Source organism: Allochromatium vinosum DSM 180 (assembly GCF_000025485.1).
In the GTDB taxonomy this organism is placed as follows: Bacteria; Pseudomonadota; Gammaproteobacteria; order Chromatiales; family Chromatiaceae; genus Thermochromatium; species Thermochromatium vinosum.
The window spans coordinates 2700744-2715695 of record NC_013851.1 but is presented as its reverse complement, the minus strand read 5'-3'; the positions used below and the strand labels follow the sequence as shown (position 1 = coordinate 2715695).

The window sequence follows — 14952 nt, the reverse complement described above, 5'->3', positions numbered from 1 at the left end:
CGTACCGAATCATGGAGTTCCTACTTGGTTTCTCAGGGTTCATCGACCGGCTCAATCGCCGTGTCGGTCAGCTCACCCTGTGGCTGGTACTGCTGAGCGTGCTGCTCAGCGCCCTGACAGCCACCCTGCGCTACCTGCTCGACTGGGGCTCGAACGCCATGATCGAGGGGCAGTGGTTCATGTTCGGGCTGATCTTTCTGCTCTACGCGCCCCTGACGCTCCAGGAGCGTGGGCATGTCCGTGTCGACGTCCTCTACAACCGGCTGCCACCGCGCGGTCAGGTGCTGGTCGAGATTCTGGGTGGGCTGCTGTTCCTGCTGCCGGTCTCGCTGCTGATCGTGGTCGACGCCTGGGACTATTTCCTCATCGCTTTCGAGCAGAACGAGTCCTCGGTCAATCCGGGCGGGCTGATCTGGTGGCCGATGAAGCTGGCCATTCCGATCGGTTTCGCGCTGCTGGCCCTGCAAGGGGTGTCCGAGATCATCAAGGGTCTCGCCGCCCTGACCGGCCACCGCCCGCTGCCGGCACCGACGACCGGAGGATACTGAGATGACAGCCTGGCTCGCCGCCAACATGGCGCCGGTGATGTTCAGTGCACTGGTGCTGTTTCTGCTGATCGGCTATCCGGTCGCCTTCTCGCTCGCCGCCGTCGGCATGCTGTTCGGCTGGATCGGGATCGAATTCGGGATGCTCACCCCGGCGCTGCTGCAAGCGCTGCCGGACCGGGTGTTCGGCATCATGCGCAACGAGATCCTGCTCGCGGTGCCCTTCTTCACCTTCATGGGGCTGATCCTGGAACGCAGCGGGCTGGCCGAGGAGCTGCTCGACACCGTGGGTCAGATCTTCGGCGGGGTGCGCGGCGGGCTGGCCTATGCCGTGGTCTTCGTCGGCGCGCTGCTGGCGGCGACCACGGGCGTCGTCGCCGCGACCGTGATTGCCATGGGCCTGATCTCGCTGCCGATCATGCTGCGCTACGGCTATCACCCGCGACTGGCCACCGGCGTCATCGCCGCCAGTGGAACCTTGGCGCAGATCATCCCGCCCTCGCTGGTCCTGATCGTGATGGCCGATGTGCTTGGGCGCTCGGTGGGCGACATGTACAAGGGCGCGCTCCTGCCGGGCCTGATCCTGACCGGACTCTATGCGCTCTATGTCTTCGCCAACACCAAGATCTGGCCCGAGCGTGCGCCGGCTTTGCCGCCCGAGGCGCGCACCCTGCACGGTCGTGCCCTGGCCAAGCGCGTGGTGCTGGCGCTCATCCCGCCGCTGGCACTGATCTTCCTGGTGCTCGGGACGATCTTCATCGGCTGGGCGACCCCGACCGAGGGCGGAGCCATGGGTGCGGTCGGCGCCCTGATCCTGGCCGGTCTCAAGGGACGGCTCAAGCGAGACATGCTCACCGAGTCCATGGCCTCGACCGCGCGCATCACCAGCTTCGTCATCTTCATCCTGATCGGCGCGAGCGTCTTCAGTCTCACCTTCCGCGCCGTCGACGGGGATCTCTGGGTCGAGCATCTGCTGACATCCCTGCCGGGCGGCGTGCTCGGTTTTCTGATCTTCGTCAACCTGCTGGTGTTCCTGCTGGCCTTCTTTCTCGACTTCTTTGAGATCTCCTTCATCATCCTGCCGCTGCTGGCGCCCGTGGCCGCAAAGCTCGGGATCGATCTGGTGTGGTTCGGGGTGCTGATCGGGGTCAACATGCAGACCAGTTTCATGCATCCGCCGTTCGGCTTCGCGCTCTTCTATCTGCGCTCGGTCGCCCCACCGAGTGTGCGCACGACCGATCTCTATTGGGGTGCGGTGCCCTTCCTGGGCATCCAGTTGTTCATGGTGTTCCTCATCATCGCCTTCCCCGAGCTGGTGAACTGGGGTCTGGACGGCGCCACGACGCTGAGCGATCCAGGCGAGATCGTACTGCCCGAGAGCGGTGGTTCCAGTCTGCTCGACAGCGGAGATTTCGAGGGACTGTTCGGGCCGCCGCCTGTCGGCTCAGAACCTTGAGTCAGTGTTCAACGCGTTTTAGAGCGAATCCATGCGTTCCACAGCCTTGTTCTTCCTCTATTTGCTCACCTGCCTGATTCTGGCGACCTTGCTCACGCCGCCGCTGATGACCACCGGCTGGATCGAGATCGAACCGCACAGAGTCATGGGCCGTTTGGCGCAGGTGCTGATCCTGCTCGGGCTCTGGCCCCTGTTGCGCTGGCAGGGGTTGACCAACCGCGAGGCGCTTGGATTCGGTCCCGGCTGGCCGGTCGTCAGACGCTCGATCGTCGATGGCTGGGGGTTGGGTGTGCTGATCCTGCTGGCACTGGCGATCGCCCTGCTCGAATTGGAGATCCGCCTCCCGGACCCGAATCCGGAATCCTGGATGCGGATCGCCGCGCGCGTCGTGCAGGCGCTGATCGGCGGGCTACTGATCGGGCTGCTGGAGGAGACCTTCTTTCGCGGCGCGCTCTATTCGGCGATCCGTCGGCGCGACGGTGTGCGTTCGGCCATGGTCTGGAGCGCCGCGCTCTATGCCGTGCTGCATTTCATGAAGCCCGGTGCCTTGCCCGAGTCGATGGTATTCGACACGACCGGGGCGCTCTGGATGTTCGCCCATGTCTTCATCGATCTTTTCCAGTGGCAACATCTGGACTCACTGGCGGCGCTGTTCGCGGTCGGTCTGTTGCTGGCTCTGGTGCGCGAACGGACCGGACACATCGGCTGGTGTATCGGATTACACGCCGGCTGGGTGCTGGTGATCCAGGTCAACCGCCGGCTGACCGATGGCAACGACGACTCGCCGCTGTCGTTCCTGGTCGGCGACTATGACGGCACCATCGGGTGGCTCGCCGCGCTCTGGATCGGGTTGCTGACGGCACTCTACTGGGCGGGATCGACCGGACTCCGCGCCTGGCGCGCGCGAGCGGATCAGCCGCGCACCTGACATCGGACGTTGCAGGCTCGCTCGGCGTCGTTCGATCACTGTGTCGCGCGCAGCCAGCGGCGAACCTCGGCGAGGTGACGCCGGCTGACGACGGGTGTGTCGCTGCAGTCGAGCATGACAGCGCACGTCGAGCCATCGGGTCGCCGTTCGAGTCCAAGCAGACGCGAACGCGCGACCAGGGTGTTGCGGTGGATGCGCAGCAGCAGATCCGGGAAGTCACGCTCGAAGGTCCGCAATGAGCCGTCGATGAGCAGGAGGCCGTCCGGATGGCAGACGCTCACGTATTTCTGATCCGCGCGCAGATAGACGACATCCATGAGTGAGATCCGTTGATGCCGGCCGCGATAGTAGGCTCGAATCTCCAGATCGCGCTCATGTACTCCGCAAGCGTATTCGGGTCGCCCCCCCCGCGAGTTGTCCGGCTCGCCCACAGAGGCCGAACAGCATGATGCGTCTCCCGATCCAGCATGTGCAGCGTCTAGCCTATTCATCGTCCCGACCTCTGAATCCATGTGGGGCGTCAATTCAGTACGTTCGAGTCTAAGCCTTCGGAAGTCGTCGAGCTGTGAAATACTGCCGATTTTCGCGATTTCGAGGGGCGAATGAAACGCGCCTCGCGTCCGGGGACGGCGAGCGGCGGAGACTGGCTTGAAAGGGAGGAGTGAGCGGGTCGACGGCTACAGATAACGCCGCCAGTGCTCGGGGCGCTCGTCGCGGCAGCCGTGCTCGATCAGCGCATAGCGCTTGGCGAAAAGCTTCTGGGTGGAGTTGAGTTCGTCGAGTTCGAGACCGCTGTTGGCGCGCAGTGTCTCTTCGGTGTAGTGATGCAGGGCGCGGCGCAGACGATTGAAGAGACTGGTGTCGAGATGCAGGCCCAGCTCGCTCAGGGCGTCCTCGATCTCGACCAAGGTGGTCTTGAGGACGTCGTAGCGGATATGCAGCAGAAAGGGTGAGGCCGGCTCGGCATGGAGGATGCCGTCCACCTCGGCCAGGAAAAGCGCCGCCGTTCGCGCTTGATGCGGATTCGGGTGAATCCGATGAAACACGATTTCGCGATGCTTGATGCGCTCGTCGTCGTCAATGTCCATAGTATCCTTATGCTAATACGGAACCCGAAATAATCAAGCGCTTTAAAAGCTTGGAAGATCTATATCCTTTGGGTGAATGATGAAAGAAACCAATATTACGCCGGCCCTCTGGCTGCGCAGTCTGCTGTTTTTCATCCTCTACAATCTGATGGGTATCGTGCACAGTCTGGTGAGTCTGGCGCTGGCGCCGTTCCAGACGCGCGAACAGCGCCATCGCTTCGTCAATCACTGGACGCGCGCGACCATGTGGCTGCTGCGCCGCCTCAATGGCGTCGAGATCGAAGTCGAGGGGCGCGAGAACCTGCCGCGCGATGAGCCCGTGGTCATCATGGCCAATCATCAGAGCGAGTGGGAGACCTTCTATCTGCAACTGCTGATCTCGCCGCAGGCCACGGTGCTCAAGCGCGAACTGCTGTGGGTGCCGTTCTTCGGCTGGGCGCTGGCGCTGCTCGAACCCATCGCCATCGATCGCGGCAAGCCGGTCAATGCGCTCAAAACGCTGTTGCGCGTGGGCAAGCAGCGGCTCGACCAGGGGGTGAGCGTGGTCATCTATCCGGAAGGGACACGCCAGCCACCGGGGCAGGTCGGACGTTTCAATGCCGGTGGCGCGCGTTTGGCCTGTCAGGCCGGACGGCGCGTGCTGCCCATGGCCCACAATGCCGGCGATTGCTGGCCGGCGCGTTCGTTGCTGCGCAAGCCGGGGCGCATACGGCTGGTGATCGGCGAGCCGATGGACTGTGCAGGTGGAGTCGAGGAACTCACGGTGCGGGTCGAGCAGTGGATTCGCGAGACCGCGACCTCGCTCATGGCTGAGTCAGCGCGTACCGGGTCGCGATCCTGAGGTGACGTTTGGGGAACGCATCGACATGGCATCAGCCGCGATCTGGCAGATGGCCGAGCGTGACGCGATCCAGTCCGGCCAGATCCCGGCACGTCTCGACCCGATGCAGCCCGGCGGACGCGAAGATACGGCGTACCGCGTCCCCCTGATCGAATCCATGCTCGACGGCGAGCAGCCCGCCTGGACGCAGGCAGCGTCCGGTCTCGGCGGCGATGGTGCGAATGGCATCCAGCCCATCGCCGCCGGGCGTGAGCGCCGAGCGCGGTTCGAAGCGCGGATCGCCCCGGTCGAGATGCGGGTCCTGTCCGGCGACATAGGGTGGGTTGCTGAGGATGGCGTCCAGACTGCCGGATGCCAGGGCCGCGAGCCAGTCCATCCGCAGGCAGCCGATCCGCTCCAGACCCAGGGTGCGGAAATTGTCGCGGGCGACCGCCAGCGCCGCCGCCGAGCGGTCGGTGGCGACCAGCGACCAATCGGGCCGTTCGCTCGCCAGCGCTGCCGCGATGGCCCCGCTGCCCGTACCGAGATCGGCGATCCGCAATGGACGCTGGGCATCGAGCCGATCGAGCGCCAGTTCGACCAGCTGCTCGGTCTCGGGTCGGGGGATCAGGGTATCCGGTGTGACCCGGAGTTCGAGCGTCCAAAACTCCTGCCGCCCACGGATATAAGCGATCGGTTCGCCGGTCAGCCGGCGCGCGAGCAGCGCCTCGAAGGTCGCGACGGCTTCGTCCGGCGGTGCACGCTCAGGCCAGGCGAGCAGCGAGGTGCGTGTCCAGCCGGTCGCCTCGGCGAGCAGTAGCTCGGCCTCCAGCCTGGGCGTTGCGTCCGGCAGATCTGCCAGCGCGGCTGTTGCGCGGGCGAGGAGGGCGTCAGTGCGATGGTGCCGCGCACCGATTGACGCTGTCTCAGGCATCCATCATCGCCGCCAACTGCTCGGCGCGGTACTCGGCCAGCAGCGGTTCGATGACCTGATCGAGCTGTCCGGTCATGACCTCGTCGAGCTTGTAGAGCGTGAGGTTGATGCGATGATCGGTCAGCCGGTTCTGCGGGAAGTTGTAGGTGCGGATGCGCTCGGAACGATCCCCGCTGCCGACCTGGAGCTTGCGCGACTCGGACTGCTCGCTGGCCTGAGTCTCGCGCGCACCGGCAAGCAGCTTGGCGTGCAGCAGCGACATCGCCTTGGCTCGGTTCTTGTGCTGCGAGCGCTCTTCCTGGCACTCGACGACGATGCCACTGGGCAGATGCGTGATGCGGATCGCCGAATCGGTCTTGTTGACGTGCTGACCGCCGGCGCCGGATGAGCGATAGGTGTCGATTCGCAGATCGTTGGAGTTGATCTCGATGGCGTCGATCGATTCGGCTTCGGGCAGTACGGCGACGGTACAGGCCGAGGTATGGATACGGCCCTGGGATTCGGTCTCGGGCACGCGCTGGACGCGATGCGCGCCCGGCTCGAACTTCAGCCGCGAATAGACGCCGCTGCCGCTGACCCGGATCACGACCTCCTTGTAGCCGCCCAGCTCGCCCTCGCTGGCCGAGACCTGCTCGGTGCGCCAGCCGAGCAGTTCTGCGTAACGCATGTACATGCGCATCAGATCACCGGCGAACAGCGCCGCCTCGGCCCCGCCGGTCCCGGCGCGGATTTCGAGGAAGGCGTTGCATTGATCGTTGGGGTCGGGCGGGATGAGGAGCGTCTGCAACTCGGGTTCGAGTACGTCCAGACGTTCGCGCGCGGCCTCAATCTCGTCGCGGGCGAGTGCGGCCATCTCGGGATCGGTCAGCAGCTCCTCGGCGGCGGCCAGATCGCGCTCGGCATCCCGATAGCGTTCGTAGCACTCCATCAGCGGCTGGAGCTGGGCATACTCGCGACTGAGGTCGCGAAAACGCCCCTGGTCGGACTGGGTCTCGGGCTCGGCCAGGAGCGCCATGACCTCGCCGAAGCGCTCGGCGATGCGCTCCAGCTTGGCGCGAATCGATGGGGTCATACGTTGGACTGCGATCGCTCGGGAGCCAGCTGGAACAGCTCGTTGGCCGCGTCCAGGATGACCGCATCCCCATCACGCGCGGCCTGACGCAGGCGCGAACTGGGCGCGTGCAGCAGTTTGTTGGTGAGCGTATGGGCGAGGAAGTTGAGCACCTCGGCCGGTGGCTTGCCGGCGTCGAGCTGGCGGCGCGCGCGGGCGAGCACCTCGTCGCGCAGTTCCTCGGAGCGCTGGCGGTAGTCCTGGATCAGACCGGCGGCATCGAGCGAACGCAGCCAGGCCATGAACTCGCCCGAGTGGAAATCGATGATCTCCTCGGCCTGTACGGCGGCGGCCTGACGCGAACGCAGGCTCTCGTCGATGACGCCTTGCAGATCGTCGACGGTATAGAGATAGACGTCGGCCAGCTCCCCGACCTCTGGTTCGATGTCGCGCGGCACGGCGATGTCGACCATGAAGATGGGACGATGCTTGCGCTTCTTGAGCGCGCGTTCGACGGTGCCCTTGCCGAGCACCGGCAGCGGGCTGGCGGTGGAGGCGATGACGATGTCGGCCTCGGGCAGATGATTGGCGATCTCGGTCAGCGAGATGGCGAAGCCTTCGAACTGGGTCGCCAGATCATGGGCGCGTTCGACGGTGCGGTTGGCGACGATGATGCGCCCGACGCCGTTGTGATGCAGGTGGCGCGCGGCCAGTTCGATGGTCTCTCCGGCACCGATCAGGAGCGCGGTCTGCTTGGAGAGATCCGAGAAGATCTGGCGTGCCAGGTTGACGGCGGCGAAGGCCACCGACACCGGGTTGGAGCCGATCGCCGTCTCGGTGCGCACCGTCTTGGCCACCGAGAAGGTATGCTGAAACAGCCGTCCCAGCAGCTTGCCGGTGGCCGAACAGTCGCTGGCGGTCTGGTAGGCGGTCTTGACCTGGCCGAGGATCTGCGGCTCGCCGAGCACCAGCGAATCCAGTCCGCTGGAGACGCGCAGCAGATGGACGACGGCATCGCGGTCGGCATGGGCGTAGAGGAAGGGATCGACCCGTTCGTGCTCGATGCCGTGGAATCCGCTCAGCCAGCGCCGCAGCGTTTCTTCGGCGCCGTCCTGGACGGCGCAGTAGAGTTCGGTGCGGTTGCAGGTCGAGAGGATGACCCCCTCAAGGACGCCATCGCACCCGGTCAAGTCACGCAACGCACCGGCGATGATGTCCGGACCAAAGGCCAGTCGCTCACGGATGTCGACCGGAGCAGTCTTGTGGTTGAGTCCGAGGACAAGCAGCTTCATATTGAATTCGTGTCGCTCTGAGTTGGGATAGATGAGACGCGGCGCAATGTTACCAATTTTTTTGTCGAAATGATGCCCGCGCGGGGTGCTTCAGTCCGTGCCGGTCACTTGGCTATACTCGACGTCCGCGCGACGCCGGGTTCGCGCTCCACACCCGCTTTCATCCTTGGGACGCTTCAACATGCCCGCTCAGCGCTTTCCGTCCGCTCCAGTCGTTCTTGGTCTGGCCCTGTGGTTTCAGGTGGGCGCCGTCCCGGCCCTCACCGAGACGCCCGCGCCCGCCGCCGACAATCCGCCGGTCGTGAGCAAGCCGACCGCGCCCAGACCCATCGCCGGGCTGACGCCGGATCAGGTCTATCATGTGCTGGTCGCCGAGGTTGCGGGACGCCGGGGCGACATGCGTCTGGCCTTCACCCATTATCTCAAGGCCGCCGAGCTGACCCGTGCGCCCGAGCTGGCCGAGCTGGCGGTGCGCGCGGCCATCAGCGCTGAGGACGAGGCGGCCGCCGGCGAGGCCATGGTGCTGTGGCTCACGCTCGCCCCCAATGCGCCGGACGCCCACCAGGTCGCGGCCTTCCTGCGGCTCAAGGCCGAGGATCGCGAGGGCGCTCTGATTCATCTCCAGCGTCTGGTCGAGCTGTCGGGGGAGGGCGGTGAGACGGCCTTCGCCAAGGCGGCAGCGATCCTGGCGCGGCTGCCGACTCCCGAAGAGCGCCTCGCGATGATGGAGTCGCTGGTCGAGCGCTTCCCCGAGAGCGCGGACGCCCATCAGGCACTGGCCATGCTTGCGGCCGGACTCTCGCAGCCCGAGGTCGCCGAGCGCGCGGCGCGGCGCGCCATGACGTTGCGTCCGGACTGGAGTGATCCGCGGTTGTTCCTGGTGCGTCTGCTGCTCTCGGACGACAAGCGTCCCGAGGCGCGCGCCTTGCTGGAGTCGTTCGTCGAAACCAATCCCGGCGACCGGGCGCTCAAGATGCTCTATGGCCAGTTGCTGGTCGACGAGCGCGAGTTCTCGACCGCGCGCGAAGTCTTCGAGCGGATGCTGCGCGAATATCCCAAGGATCCCGACGTCCTCTTCGCCGTGGGCATCCTCTCGCTCCAGCTGGAGGATCTGGCCGGCGCCCGGCTGCACTTCGGGCGACTCTACGAGACCGGGCAGCGCCAGGACGAGGCCGCCTTCTATCTGGGTCAGACCGCCGAGCGTGCCGAGGACGTCGCGACCGCGCTCGACTGGTATGCCAAGGTCAGCGGAGCGAATGCCGACGATGCGCGGGTGCGTCTGGCCTTTCTGCGCGCCAAGCGCGGGGAGGTGGCCCAGGCGCGCGAGATCCTGCAACGGATGCGCGACCAGTCGCCGGATAATGCGCTGGCGCTGTTCATGGTCGAGGCCGAGATCCTCGACGAGGTGGAACGCCCCGACGAGGCGCGGGCCGTCTATGACGAGGCGCTTGCGGCCTTTCCGGATGACGACACATTGCTCTATGCGCGCGGCCTGCATGCCATGAAGCACGGGCAGATCGAACTCGGCGAGCGCGATCTGCGCCAGATCATCGAGGCCGATCCGGATCATGCCGATGCCCTGAACGCCCTCGGGTACACGCTTGCCGACCAGACCGACCGTTTCGCCGAAGCGCTCGAATTCATCGAGCGCGCCCATGCGCTCAAGCCCGAGGAGCCGGCGATCCTCGACAGCCTCGGCTGGGTCCATTATCGTCTCGGCGATCTGGAGCGGGCGCTGGACTATCTCCAACAGGCCAATGATTTGCTTCAGGATGGCGAGATCGCCGCCCATCTGGGCGAGGTGCTCTGGGCGCTGGGTCGGCGCACCGAAGCCTGGGCGGTCTGGGACAAGGCTGTCGAAACCCATCCGGATCATGCCTATCTGCAAGAGGTTGTCGGTCGGCATCGGCTCTCCCGAAGCGAGTCCGCCGGCCAGGGCGCGGCCTCGGACTGAATCCTGAACTGAACCCGAATGAGTGACACGACTGACATGACCGACCGCGATCCCGCGCTGGCCTGGCCAGCGCCGGCCAAGCTCAACCTGATGTTGCGAGTCGTCGGGCGCCGTCCCGACGGCTATCACGAGCTCCAGACCGTCTTCCAGTTCATCGAGCACGGCGACCGGCTATGGTTCGACGTGCGCGAGGACGGCGCCGTGCGTCGACTCGATGCGCTCGCGGGCGTGGCCGAGGACGACGATCTGACCGTGCGGGCGGCACGCGCGCTCCAGCGCGCCACCGGCTGTCGGCTCGGGGTCGACATCCGCTGCGAGAAAAATCTGCCCATGGGCGGCGGGCTGGGCGGCGGCAGTTCGGATGCCGCCACCACCCTGGTCGCTCTGAACCGGCTCTGGGGTACGGGACTCGACGAAGAGGCGCTGTCGGCCCTTGCGCTGCCGCTCGGGGCCGATGTGCCCGTCTTCGTGCGCGGGCGCGCGGCCTGGGGTGAAGGCGTCGGCGAGCGGCTGGAGCCGGTCGAGCTGCCCGAACCCTGGTATCTGGTGCTGGCGCCGCCCTGTTCGGTATCGACGCGCGATGTTTTTTGTCATCCGGAATTGACACGCGACTCCCAACCCATCACACTAGCTGACTTTCTGAGCGGGGATGTCACGAACGACTGCCTGCCGGTCGTCCGGCGCGACTATCCCGAAGTCGAATCGGCGCTCGATTGGCTCTCCGCTTGGGGGGGTGGTCGACTGACAGGTACGGGAGCCTGCGTCTTTGCCGTCTTCGACGACGAAGCGTGCGCTCTGAAAGCTCTCAGTCGAGCGCCTGCGCGAATGCGGGGCTTCGTAGCCCGGGGGCTCAATCGCTCGCCCGTGCTCGATCGTCTGAATCAAGGCTGAGCCGAGACAGGCGCCGAGTCCGCGAGTCGCTTCAGGTGTCATTCGCGCCGTTCACGTCCGTTATCCAGATTTGGGGTGTCGCCAAGCGGTAAGGCACCGGGTTTTGATCCCGGCATTCCCAGGTTCGAATCCTGGCACCCCAGCCATTTTCCAGTTTTTTCTCGCCTTCGCGCAGACAGGAATCCACCCGTGCCTGCAAGCCAACTCATGGTCTTCTCCGGGAACGCCAACCCGGGGCTGTCAGCCGAAATCGTCTCTCATCTCAGCCTTCCGCTCGGCAAGGCCGTCGTCGGTCAGTTCAGTGACGGCGAGGTCATGGCCGAGATCCAGGAGAACGTCCGCGGCCGCGACGTCTTCGTGGTCCAGCCGACCTGTGCGCCGACCAACGACAACCTGATGGAGCTGCTGGTGATGATCGACGCCCTGCGCTGGGCTTCGGCCAAGCGCATCACGGCGGTCGTGCCCTATTTCGGTTATGCGCGCCAGGATCGGCGCCCGCGCTCGGCGCGCGTGCCCATCACCGCGCGTCTGGTGGCCAAGATGATCAGCAAGTCGGGCGCCGATCGCGTCCTGACGGTCGATCTGCATGCCGACCAGATCCAGGGCTTCTTCGACATCCCGGTCGACAACGTCTATGCCTCGCCCATCCTGCTCGGCGACATCTGGCGCCAGAAGCACGACGACCTCATGGTGGTCTCGCCCGACGTCGGTGGCGTGGTGCGCGCGCGCGCGCTGGCCAAGCGGCTCGACGATGCGGATCTGGCGATCATCGACAAGCGCCGCCCGCGCGCGAATGAAGCCCAGGTGATGAACATCATCGGCGATGTCGACGGGCGCGCCTGCGTGCTGGTCGACGACCTGGTCGACACCGCCGGCACCCTCTGTCGCGCCGCCGAGGCGCTCAAGGAGCACGGCGCGAGCAAGGTGGTCGCCTACTGCACGCATCCGGTGCTCTCGGGGCCGGCGGTCGACAACATCTCGGGTTCGGTGCTCGACGAGCTGGTGGTCACGAACACCATTCCGCTGACCGAACAGGCCCGCGCCTGCGGCAAGATCCGTCAGTTGAGCATCGGCGAGCTGCTGGCCGAGACCATGCGCCGCATCTCGAACGAAGAGTCGGTCAGTTCGCTGTTCGTGGACTGAGGCGTCACAGCATTCGCGGGCCGTCCAGGCTCGCACTCCAAGAGCGCCGGGATCCTGGTCGCGGGATTCCGGCGCGTTCGTTTATCACGATCCAATCGAGTGGAGAACACCAATGAGCGTGAGTTTCGAAGTCAATGCACAGCCGCGTACCGGCACTGGGACGGGTGCGAGCCGCCGCCTGCGCCGGACAGGGCTGGTTCCGGCCATCGTCTATGGCGCGCACCAGGATCCCGAGATGGTGTCGGTGTCGCACAACGAGCTACTCAAGCACCTGGAGCACGAGGCCTTCTATTCGCACGTGCTCGACCTCAAGGTCGGCGATGACGTGACCAAGGTCGTGCTCAAGGACATGCAGCGCCATCCGGCCAAGCCTTTCATCCTGCACGTCGACTTCATGCGCGTCTCGCAGGACGAAAAGCTCAAGATGGTGGTGCCGCTGCACTTCCTGAACGAAGACACCTGCAAGGGCGTCAAGCTGGGCGGCGTGGTTTCGCACACCATCACCGAAGTCGAGATCGTCTGTCTGCCCCAGGATCTGCCTGAGTTCATCGGCGTCGACATGGCCGAGATGGAGATCGGCTCGATCGTGCATCTGTCCGAGCTCGCGCTGCCCGAGGGTGTGGCCCTGGCGCACGCACCGGACCCGGACGAGCCGGTGGTCGTGATCCACAGCGCGCGCGGCGGCGAAGAGGCCGAGGGCGAGGAGACGGCGGCCTGATCGGGCGGCCTCATCTCTTGGTTTGAGTATTCGCGCCGCCCCCGGCTTCGGTTCGGGGTCTGCGCGAATATGCGAGATCGACGCGAGCGACGATGTCAGACGCCGGTATCCAACTGATCGTGGGGCTGGGCAACCCAGGCGCCCAGTACGAGGCGACACGCCACAACGTCGGCTTCTGGTGGGTGGAGGCCATCGCGCGCGCCCAGGGCGAATCCTTTCGCGCCGAGCCGAAATTCCTCGGTGAACTGGCGCGGGTCCGGATCGCAGGTCAGGACGTCCGTCTGCTCAAGCCCTCCACCTACATGAACCGCAGCGGCCAATCGGTCGTGGCCGTGGCCCGCTATTTCGACATCCCTCCTGAGCGTATCCTGATCGCGCACGACGAGCTCGACCTGCCGGTCGGCGTGGCGCGCATCAAGCAGGGCGGGGGGCACGCCGGACACAATGGTCTGCGTGACAGCATTTCGGCGCTGGGTTCGCGCGAGTTCTGGCGTCTGCGTATCGGTATCGCCCATCCAGGCGATCGCACCCTGGTGACAGGCTATGTCCTGGGCCGTCCCTCCCGCGACGACGAGTCGCGTATCCGTGAGTCGCTCGACGATGCTGACCGCCGGTTGGCCGAACTCGTCGAGGGTCAATTCCAGCTGGCGATGAATCGTCTGCATAGCCAGCGTTAGTCGCGTTTGGCAAGACTCGTCCGTAAGCGACTGGGCCATCAGGCTCGGCGCGGTGAGCGCGCGAGCCTGATGGCAGGGCGGATCGCGTTTAGAAGCGTAGCCCGAAGCTCAGCTCCAGCTCCCATTGGTCCATGGCGATGTTGATGGATTCAGGGCCGCCGGAGAGCGGCAGCAGGCAGCCGCAATCGAGGTCACTCTTGGGGGCGTACATGGCCGCCAAGCTGAGTTCGGTGCGCTTGCTCAGCTCCTTGGTCAGACCGAGCGTGAAGTGGTGCTCGATGACGGCCGGTGCGATGACGTTGAAGAGCACGCCGTCGGCCGGCACGGGCTGCTTGCCGTAGCTGTAACCGGCGCGCAGTGTCAGATCCGGGCGCATCGCCCATTGTGCGCCAAACTTGTAGACGGTCATGTCGCGCCAGCCGAAGCCGACGCCCTGACTGCCGCCCAGGCAGTGAGCCGTATAGCCTTGCATGCACAGCATGATGTTCTTTGTCATGTCGTTGCTGAGTGCATCGACGTCGCCATACCAGATGTGCTGAACGTCGAAGGCGAGCGTGAGGTCGGGTCGCGCCTTGAAGGCCAGGCCGATGTTGACGAGTGCGGGTGCATCCAGATCGCCATCCTCGGCGAAGAGGTCTGAGTATTTGTCGAAGCGCTCGAAGTCGACCTGGGTCTGATAAGCGGCGCCGAGCGAGAGTCGTTCGTTGAGCTGCCACAGCGCACCGACTTGCAGTCCCCAGCCGAAGACGCCCTCGCGCCCGCGACTCGATAGATTGTCCGGGTTGCCATCGGCGGCGAGGGAGCCGAGCGACGACAATCCCTTGGCCTTGAAGGATTGGTAGGCCAGGATCAGTCCGGCGCCGACCGAGAAATCATCGGTCAATTTGCGCGAATAGTTGAGATTCAGCGCCAGTTGGCTGAGATCCACGCCGGTGTTGGAATCCGAGGGCTGGGCCATGGCGCCGCCGTAAGTGCCCAGCCGCATGGTCGTGTCTTCGGAGCGGTAGGTGGTGTTCATGCCGCCATTGCCGTAGAGCGAGACGCCGATGGCGCTGACGTCGTCGAGCGGGCGGCTGTAGGCGAAGTGCGGGATGAGGAAGAGTTCCTTGTCGCTGTCGACCGTGCCTGTGAAATCCGCATCACTGCCGATCGGAATCGGCGGATTGCCGGGAATGCCGGACTCTGAGGCGTGCTGCGTATAGTTGCGGTGGGGCGAGAACAGCGAGGCTCCGATGTCCAGGCGTTGCTCGCTCAGCCATACGACGCCGGCCACGTTCGAGGCCGAGATCATGGCATCCTGCGGCAGGGCCGAACCCGCGCCGGCCATGCCTTTGCTCTTGGTGCCGAAGCCGTGTGACATGTAGCCATTGGTGGCCTGAGCGCCGGGCGGCATGGTCATGGCCAGGATCAGGCTCGCGGTCAATGTGGAGCGATGGAAACGCATGGGTATGTCCC

15 protein-coding genes and 1 tRNA gene are annotated in these 14952 nt (G+C 65.3%); 10 read left to right on the top strand and 6 right to left on the bottom strand.

Annotated elements, in window-relative coordinates:
• Positions 1 to 11 precede the first annotated feature (11 nt).
• From ALVIN_RS11950 to ALVIN_RS11940, 3 genes are read left to right on the top strand one after another with little or no spacing between them, the layout of a single operon-like run.
• Positions 12 to 548, top strand: coding sequence for a TRAP transporter small permease subunit (locus ALVIN_RS11950; RefSeq protein WP_012971579.1), 537 nt, complete (start codon positions 12 to 14; stop codon positions 546 to 548).
• Position 549: 1 nt separating this feature from the next.
• Complete coding sequence (locus tag ALVIN_RS11945; protein WP_012971578.1) at positions 550 to 2001, top strand: TRAP transporter large permease; 1452 nt, start codon at positions 550 to 552, stop codon at positions 1999 to 2001.
• Between the two features lie 31 nt (positions 2002 to 2032).
• On the top strand, positions 2033 to 2929 hold the full coding sequence (locus ALVIN_RS11940; protein WP_012971577.1) for a CPBP family intramembrane glutamic endopeptidase: 897 nt from the start codon (positions 2033 to 2035) through the stop codon (positions 2927 to 2929).
• 35 nt (positions 2930 to 2964) lie between these two features.
• Here ALVIN_RS11940 and ALVIN_RS18040 read toward each other — a convergent pair whose 3' ends face one another.
• Together ALVIN_RS18040 and ALVIN_RS11930 are read right to left on the bottom strand one after the other, a co-directional pair.
• Positions 2965 to 3246, bottom strand: coding sequence for a LytTR family DNA-binding domain-containing protein (locus ALVIN_RS18040; RefSeq protein ID WP_050750327.1), 282 nt, complete (start codon positions 3244 to 3246; stop codon positions 2965 to 2967).
• Positions 3247 to 3606: 360 nt separating this feature from the next.
• The gene (locus tag ALVIN_RS11930) at positions 3607 to 4017 is read right to left on the bottom strand and encodes a hypothetical protein (protein WP_012971576.1); all 411 of its coding nucleotides are present in this window, start codon (positions 4015 to 4017) and stop codon (positions 3607 to 3609) included.
• A 76-nt stretch (positions 4018 to 4093) separates the two neighbouring features.
• Here ALVIN_RS11930 and ALVIN_RS11925 point away from each other — a divergent pair, with 76 nt between their 5' ends.
• Positions 4094 to 4858, top strand: a complete 765-nt coding sequence (locus ALVIN_RS11925; RefSeq protein WP_223295213.1) for a lysophospholipid acyltransferase family protein — start codon at positions 4094 to 4096, stop codon at positions 4856 to 4858.
• 31 nt (positions 4859 to 4889) lie between these two features.
• Here the strand turns inward: ALVIN_RS11925 and prmC are convergent, their stop codons facing one another.
• Genes prmC through hemA form a run of 3 tightly spaced genes read right to left on the bottom strand, consistent with a single transcriptional unit; the run spans position 4890 to position 8114 of the window.
• Positions 4890 to 5771, bottom strand: coding sequence for a peptide chain release factor N(5)-glutamine methyltransferase (prmC, locus tag ALVIN_RS11920; protein ID WP_012971574.1), 882 nt, complete (start codon positions 5769 to 5771; stop codon positions 4890 to 4892).
• Entirely contained in the window at positions 5764 to 6843 is a 1080-nt protein-coding gene (gene prfA / locus ALVIN_RS11915) for a peptide chain release factor 1 (RefSeq protein WP_012971573.1), read from the bottom strand. Before prfA ends, prmC begins: the two co-directional genes overlap by 8 nt.
• Positions 6840 to 8114, bottom strand: coding sequence for a glutamyl-tRNA reductase (gene hemA, locus ALVIN_RS11910; RefSeq protein ID WP_012971572.1), 1275 nt, complete (start codon positions 8112 to 8114; stop codon positions 6840 to 6842). Before hemA ends, prfA begins: the two co-directional genes overlap by 4 nt.
• Before the next feature lie 181 nt (positions 8115 to 8295).
• On the opposite strand from hemA, the gene ALVIN_RS11905 reads away from it, so the two are divergent.
• From ALVIN_RS11905 to pth, 6 genes are all read left to right on the top strand, one after another.
• Positions 8296 to 10068, top strand: coding sequence for a tetratricopeptide repeat protein (locus ALVIN_RS11905; RefSeq protein WP_012971571.1), 1773 nt, complete (start codon positions 8296 to 8298; stop codon positions 10066 to 10068).
• Positions 10069 to 10104: 36 nt separating this feature from the next.
• On the top strand, positions 10105 to 10959 hold the full coding sequence (ispE, locus tag ALVIN_RS11900; protein WP_012971570.1) for a 4-(cytidine 5'-diphospho)-2-C-methyl-D-erythritol kinase: 855 nt from the start codon (positions 10105 to 10107) through the stop codon (positions 10957 to 10959).
• Between the two features lie 71 nt (positions 10960 to 11030).
• Positions 11031 to 11105, top strand: a tRNA-Gln gene (locus ALVIN_RS11895).
• Between the two features lie 43 nt (positions 11106 to 11148).
• The gene (locus ALVIN_RS11890; RefSeq protein ID WP_012971569.1) at positions 11149 to 12102 is read left to right on the top strand and encodes a ribose-phosphate diphosphokinase; all 954 of its coding nucleotides are present in this window, start codon (positions 11149 to 11151) and stop codon (positions 12100 to 12102) included.
• Positions 12103 to 12214: 112 nt separating this feature from the next.
• Complete coding sequence (locus tag ALVIN_RS11885) at positions 12215 to 12820, top strand: 50S ribosomal protein L25/general stress protein Ctc (protein WP_012971568.1); 606 nt, start codon at positions 12215 to 12217, stop codon at positions 12818 to 12820.
• A gap of 92 nt (positions 12821 to 12912) precedes the next feature.
• Positions 12913 to 13497 carry an aminoacyl-tRNA hydrolase gene (pth, locus tag ALVIN_RS11880; protein WP_012971567.1) on the top strand — a complete coding sequence of 195 codons (585 nt, stop codon included), beginning with the start codon at positions 12913 to 12915 and terminating at the stop codon, positions 13495 to 13497.
• Between the two features lie 88 nt (positions 13498 to 13585).
• Here the strand turns inward: pth and ALVIN_RS11875 are convergent, their stop codons facing one another.
• Positions 13586 to 14941 (bottom strand): OmpP1/FadL family transporter, encoded by a 1356-nt coding sequence (locus ALVIN_RS11875; protein WP_012971566.1) that lies wholly within the window; start codon positions 14939 to 14941, stop codon positions 13586 to 13588.
• Positions 14942 to 14952 lie beyond the last annotated feature (11 nt).

Bases quoted from the DNA above. Each gene is read 5' to 3' on its own strand.
- ALVIN_RS11905 (WP_012971571.1), top strand. From the start codon at position 8,296: ATGCCCGCTCAGCGCTTTCCGTCCGCTCCAGTCGTTCTTGGTCTGGCC.
- ALVIN_RS11875 (WP_012971566.1), bottom strand. From the start codon at position 14,941: ATGCGTTTCCATCGCTCCACATTGACCGCGAGCCTGATCCTGGCCATG.
- ALVIN_RS18040 (WP_050750327.1), bottom strand. From the start codon at position 3,246: ATGGATGTCGTCTATCTGCGCGCGGATCAGAAATACGTGAGCGTCTGC.
- ALVIN_RS11945 (WP_012971578.1), top strand. From the start codon at position 550: ATGACAGCCTGGCTCGCCGCCAACATGGCGCCGGTGATGTTCAGTGCA.
- ALVIN_RS11925 (WP_223295213.1), top strand. From the start codon at position 4,094: ATGATGAAAGAAACCAATATTACGCCGGCCCTCTGGCTGCGCAGTCTG.
- pth (WP_012971567.1), top strand. From the start codon at position 12,913: ATGTCAGACGCCGGTATCCAACTGATCGTGGGGCTGGGCAACCCAGGC.
- ALVIN_RS11940 (WP_012971577.1), top strand. From the start codon at position 2,033: ATGCGTTCCACAGCCTTGTTCTTCCTCTATTTGCTCACCTGCCTGATT.
- prfA (WP_012971573.1), bottom strand. From the start codon at position 6,843: ATGACCCCATCGATTCGCGCCAAGCTGGAGCGCATCGCCGAGCGCTTC.
- ALVIN_RS11930 (WP_012971576.1), bottom strand. From the start codon at position 4,017: ATGGACATTGACGACGACGAGCGCATCAAGCATCGCGAAATCGTGTTT.
- ALVIN_RS11885 (WP_012971568.1), top strand. From the start codon at position 12,215: ATGAGCGTGAGTTTCGAAGTCAATGCACAGCCGCGTACCGGCACTGGG.
- hemA (WP_012971572.1), bottom strand. From the start codon at position 8,114: ATGAAGCTGCTTGTCCTCGGACTCAACCACAAGACTGCTCCGGTCGAC.
- ALVIN_RS11950 (WP_012971579.1), top strand. From the start codon at position 12: ATGGAGTTCCTACTTGGTTTCTCAGGGTTCATCGACCGGCTCAATCGC.
- prmC (WP_012971574.1), bottom strand. From the start codon at position 5,771: ATGCCTGAGACAGCGTCAATCGGTGCGCGGCACCATCGCACTGACGCC.
- ispE (WP_012971570.1), top strand. From the start codon at position 10,105: ATGACCGACCGCGATCCCGCGCTGGCCTGGCCAGCGCCGGCCAAGCTC.